The following is a 3,830-nucleotide window of genomic DNA, read 5'->3' as shown; positions in this document are numbered from 1 at the left end:
CAGACCTTCAGGCTGAGTGCAGCTAATGCCGGTAGAGAGCCCAAAGCAGCCAATGTTTTGTCCCCAAAGCGAACGTTCACACTTCAAATTCGATCAATTGGATGATCGGACCTGAGGCGCCAGACTAGCGGAACAACCGCCACAACTAAAATCGCCGCAAACAGAAAGGGCGCGCCCGGCAAATATAGCCCGTCAGCGTTCACAAATCGCTTAAACACTCCGGTCAGTGCCAGAGGAGCCAGTACAGCTGAAACGGATGACAGGGATGAGATCACGCCTTGCACAAGGCCTTGCAGATCCTCGCCGACCTTGTTTGCTGCGAAGGCGGTCATCAAGGGGGGCGCCATGTCCGAAAGCGCCGCAATGGGTAGGACAACGGCCACCGCCCAGACAGCGCTGGAAAATCCAAACCCAACCATTCCGATCAAAGCCGCGGTAATGGCTATGACCAAGGTTTTGTAGTCACCCAGCCGTTTGGTCATCTGAGGCAATACTCCAGCCTGTACGACAGCGATGAGCACGCCATAGGCTGACAAGGTTAATCCGATAGTAAACCCGTCCCATCCAAAGACTTCGCGTCCCCAGAAGGACCACAGAGTTGGGTACACCATGTTGGCAAACTCGAACACAAAGATGCAGATCAGTGGAATTGCGAGACCTGGGACTGCGAAGGCCCGAGCAATAGCTCCAAACGGGTTTAGGTCGCGTTTTCCGAATGAGCGCCGGTTCTCTGGCTTGAGAGACTCAGGCAACACGAAGATACCAAACAGAACATTCAGCGCTGAAAGCGCCGCTGCGATCCAAAAAGGCGCCGTGATGTGCCAGCCGGAGGCAATCCCTCCCAGCGCAGGACCAAGAACAAAACCTATGCCGAACGCAGCGCCAATCATACCAAAAGCAGCGCCGCGCTCTTCGGGTTTGCTAATGTCTGCGATGTAGGCTGTTGCGGTGATGTATGTAGCCCCGGCCATACCCGCAACGATGCGCCCAACGAGCAGAAGCCAGTACGTCTCCGCCATCGCCATGATGACATAATCAATCGCCAGCGTCGCAAGAGCAGCAATCAAAATAGGTCTGCGCCCGTATGCGTCAGACAGGCTGCCCACGATCGGACCAAAAAAGAACATGGCCGCTGCATATGCAGACATCATGACGCCACCCCAAAACGCGCCTTGTGCCGTGCTGCCCGCGCCGACACGCTCCATCAGGTCCGGCATAATCGGAAATACGATGCCTACGCCGATCGCATCGATCAGTAAGGTCGCCAAAATAAATAGAAAGGGGCCGGAGAGCTTCATGTGTCTGTGTGATATAGGAAATCAAAGACTTACAAAGCCAAAAAACCACAACTACGATTGGCAGAGTCTTCCAGGGTGGAAGCCTTGCAAGACAAAAGCTGATGCGATCTTCAGTTGGTCGTCGGTTTCTGAATGCCAAGAGATGACACCGCTGAAGCTAAACTAGCTCGCCGTTGCTGCAACAAATGCAAAGCTATCCACCACGGCGGGCAGCGCATGAACTTGTTGCATAATCGGCCGAAATTCCCGTCCGTGCGGCTGATGCCTTCGATTTCCTTCGAGACGGTCTCTATCCGTTCGTTCAGCCAAAACCAGTCACCATAGAGGCCGCTCAGAATGCTGCGCATATCTGGATCATAGCGTTGAACTTCGTAAGTTGCTGTTCCATTAGGCTGGTAACACTGCTGTTCCATGTAGGACACGCAATTACCCAGATGGGTTTTCAGGAAGATCCGCTCTGAAACCGTTTCCGCGAAAACTGCGTGGGCTGAAAAGACGAAGGCTGCCGTACAGACTAATCGCTGAAACCTGATCAGTTGTCTATGCTCTACTCTGCTCGTGAAACTCAGGTCAGCACTTTTGCCATGACATCCTTGGCCGCATCACGACCGCTGAAGAACGCTCCCGAACACAGCGCGTTGAATGGTGTGGCCATGGCTTCTCCCGCAAAGAACAGGCGATCCTCGACCGGTCTGGCAAGATCGGCCCGGGCCGAATGGCGCCCGGGGCGCGCTGCGCCATAGCCCCCTAACACAAGCGGGTTCGTCGCCCAATCGGTCAGCTTGCCTTTCACGAACTGGTTTCGCGCGTCGGAGCCAGCGATTTCAACGATCTCCCCGAGAACGAAGTCAATAGCGTCCGCTTCGCCAGCGCGAGACAGTTCCCAGCCAAAGTCGCCACCGATGAAACCAACCACATAAGGATACTCGAACGGCCAAGTCAGAAAGTACGACGCCTCGGCAGGCATCTCATCAGGAACATAGTAGTCAAGCCAGCGGTTCGGGATTAGCCCCAGTCGCGTATCCTTAAACTCTAACGCGACCTTGGCCAAAAGCCCCATCGGGACGTCGTTGATCGCCTGTTCTTTCCATGCGGGCAGACCGTTGCCAAACCGGATCGCCCCGGAATTCAGTACCCCTGTGGATACTGTGCAGATACAGGCCTTTGCCCGGATTGTTCCGTTGGATGTTTCCACCTGTACGCCCTGACCGCTCCAGTCGACACGCGCCGCGGGTGTGTTCAAAAAAACAGGCATGCCAGCTCCGAAATCGGCGACAACAGCGCCTAAACCGGCTGGAACCCAATAGTTCTGAGAGCTGTCTTCGGAATTCCAGTAGTCAGCAGTTGACAGGTCCTTGAAATCCACCGCCCAGTCCATCGGGCCAATCCATGTCTGCGCCGCACCCATCCCTGTCATAGCTTCAGGCAAAACACTGCTGGCAGCCACATCCAAGCCCGCTTCCCCTGCCTTCGCCAAAGCGCTGGTTACGGCACCCCAAGCCCGGTTGTAAGCTGCGCGCTGGGCGGAATTTGCAAGGACCCCGTCCACGTAATACGTCGAACCCGCGTTTGTGGCGTCGTGAAGATCAAAACCTGCGCGTTTGGCGTAGGCGGCCCACGGGTTCATGTGTGCGTGATTGATCTCTGCGCAGCCATGATCGAACGGTACTCCGAACGTCTCTGTATCGGTGTAGGCCCGCCCTCCGATCCGATCAGCTGCTTCGATGACAGTGACGGTATGCCCAGCGTCTATCAAAACCCGCGCGGCCGACAAACCGGCAATCCCGGCACCAATTACAACAACATCTACATCACCACTCGGAAGGTTTGCCAATGCTGGAGTGGCAACAATCGAACCGATGATCCCAAGCGCGGTTCGCCGGGAGAGATTGGCAGGCGTCCTCATGGGCTCCTCCACTGAAAGAACATTCAATCATTTAATGTGGCAACTACCGCGATTCTACCGCTGCCCAAAGCCCTTTTTGAGTTAGACACGCGGTGAAGCCAACGACAGCAATGTCCGCATCTCTCACCTTGATGCTTCCCGCAGCGAATGACCGCTCCGCCTATATCGACCGCCCTGCGCCCGTCCCGCGGATTAGCGACGAATTGCGCTACCGTTTGAGACTTCGAAAAGGGCGCTTGCCCAAAAAAACCAACACACTGAAAATGCTGCACTTTTTGAATGCGCCCTTCTGAAGGCCTAGGGCGGTCGGTTAGAGACAAACGGCGTTCAGAGACTGATTTTGGGCATTTCATCAGTCTCCGAAGGGCGGTCGCCGCCGCTAAACCCCTTTGAAACCAAAAGAAAAAAGGCCCCGTTGGGGGCCTCGTATTGGGTTCGCGACTTGTTTCTGGCGGGGAGACAGGGATTCGAACCCTGGGGACGCTCTCACGCCCAACGGTTTTCAAGACCGCCGCATTCGACCACTCTGCCACCTCCCCGGTCGCTGGTCCAACGCGGCCGGGTTTAGGGTGCAAGACGCCTATGAGCAAGAGGAAATGGGCAGGCCCCCATGGGGAAAATTGCCG

3 protein-coding genes and 1 tRNA gene are annotated in these 3,830 nt (G+C 55.7%); all 4 read right to left on the bottom strand.

What is annotated here, in order from left to right; translation table 11 throughout:
* Positions 1 to 83: 83 nt before the first annotated feature.
* Positions 84 to 1,298, bottom strand: a complete 1,215-nt coding sequence (locus WAO69_RS16435; RefSeq protein ID WP_422181113.1) for an MFS transporter — start codon at positions 1,296 to 1,298, stop codon at positions 84 to 86.
* 110 nt (positions 1,299 to 1,408) lie between these two features.
* Positions 1,409 to 1,720, bottom strand: coding sequence for a hypothetical protein (locus WAO69_RS16430; protein WP_422181111.1), 312 nt, complete (start codon positions 1,718 to 1,720; stop codon positions 1,409 to 1,411).
* Between the two features lie 143 nt (positions 1,721 to 1,863).
* Positions 1,864 to 3,204, bottom strand: a complete 1,341-nt coding sequence (locus tag WAO69_RS16425; RefSeq protein WP_422181109.1) for a flavin monoamine oxidase family protein — start codon at positions 3,202 to 3,204, stop codon at positions 1,864 to 1,866.
* Positions 3,205 to 3,653: 449 nt separating this feature from the next.
* Positions 3,654 to 3,743 (bottom strand) — tRNA-Ser (locus WAO69_RS16420).
* Positions 3,744 to 3,830: the final 87 nt, after the last annotated feature.

It is taken from the genome of Aestuariivita sp., from assembly GCF_049276915.1.
Lineage (GTDB): Bacteria > Pseudomonadota > Alphaproteobacteria > Rhodobacterales > Rhodobacteraceae > Aestuariivita.
This window is presented reverse-complemented; position numbering and strand designations above follow the sequence as displayed.

What these genes read in the sequence shown, in the direction of transcription:
- WAO69_RS16435 (WP_422181113.1), bottom strand. Translation starts at nt 1,298, where the DNA reads ATGAAGCTCTCCGGCCCCTTTCTATTTATTTTGGCGACCTTACTGATC.
- WAO69_RS16425 (WP_422181109.1), bottom strand. Translation starts at nt 3,204, where the DNA reads ATGAGGACGCCTGCCAATCTCTCCCGGCGAACCGCGCTTGGGATCATC.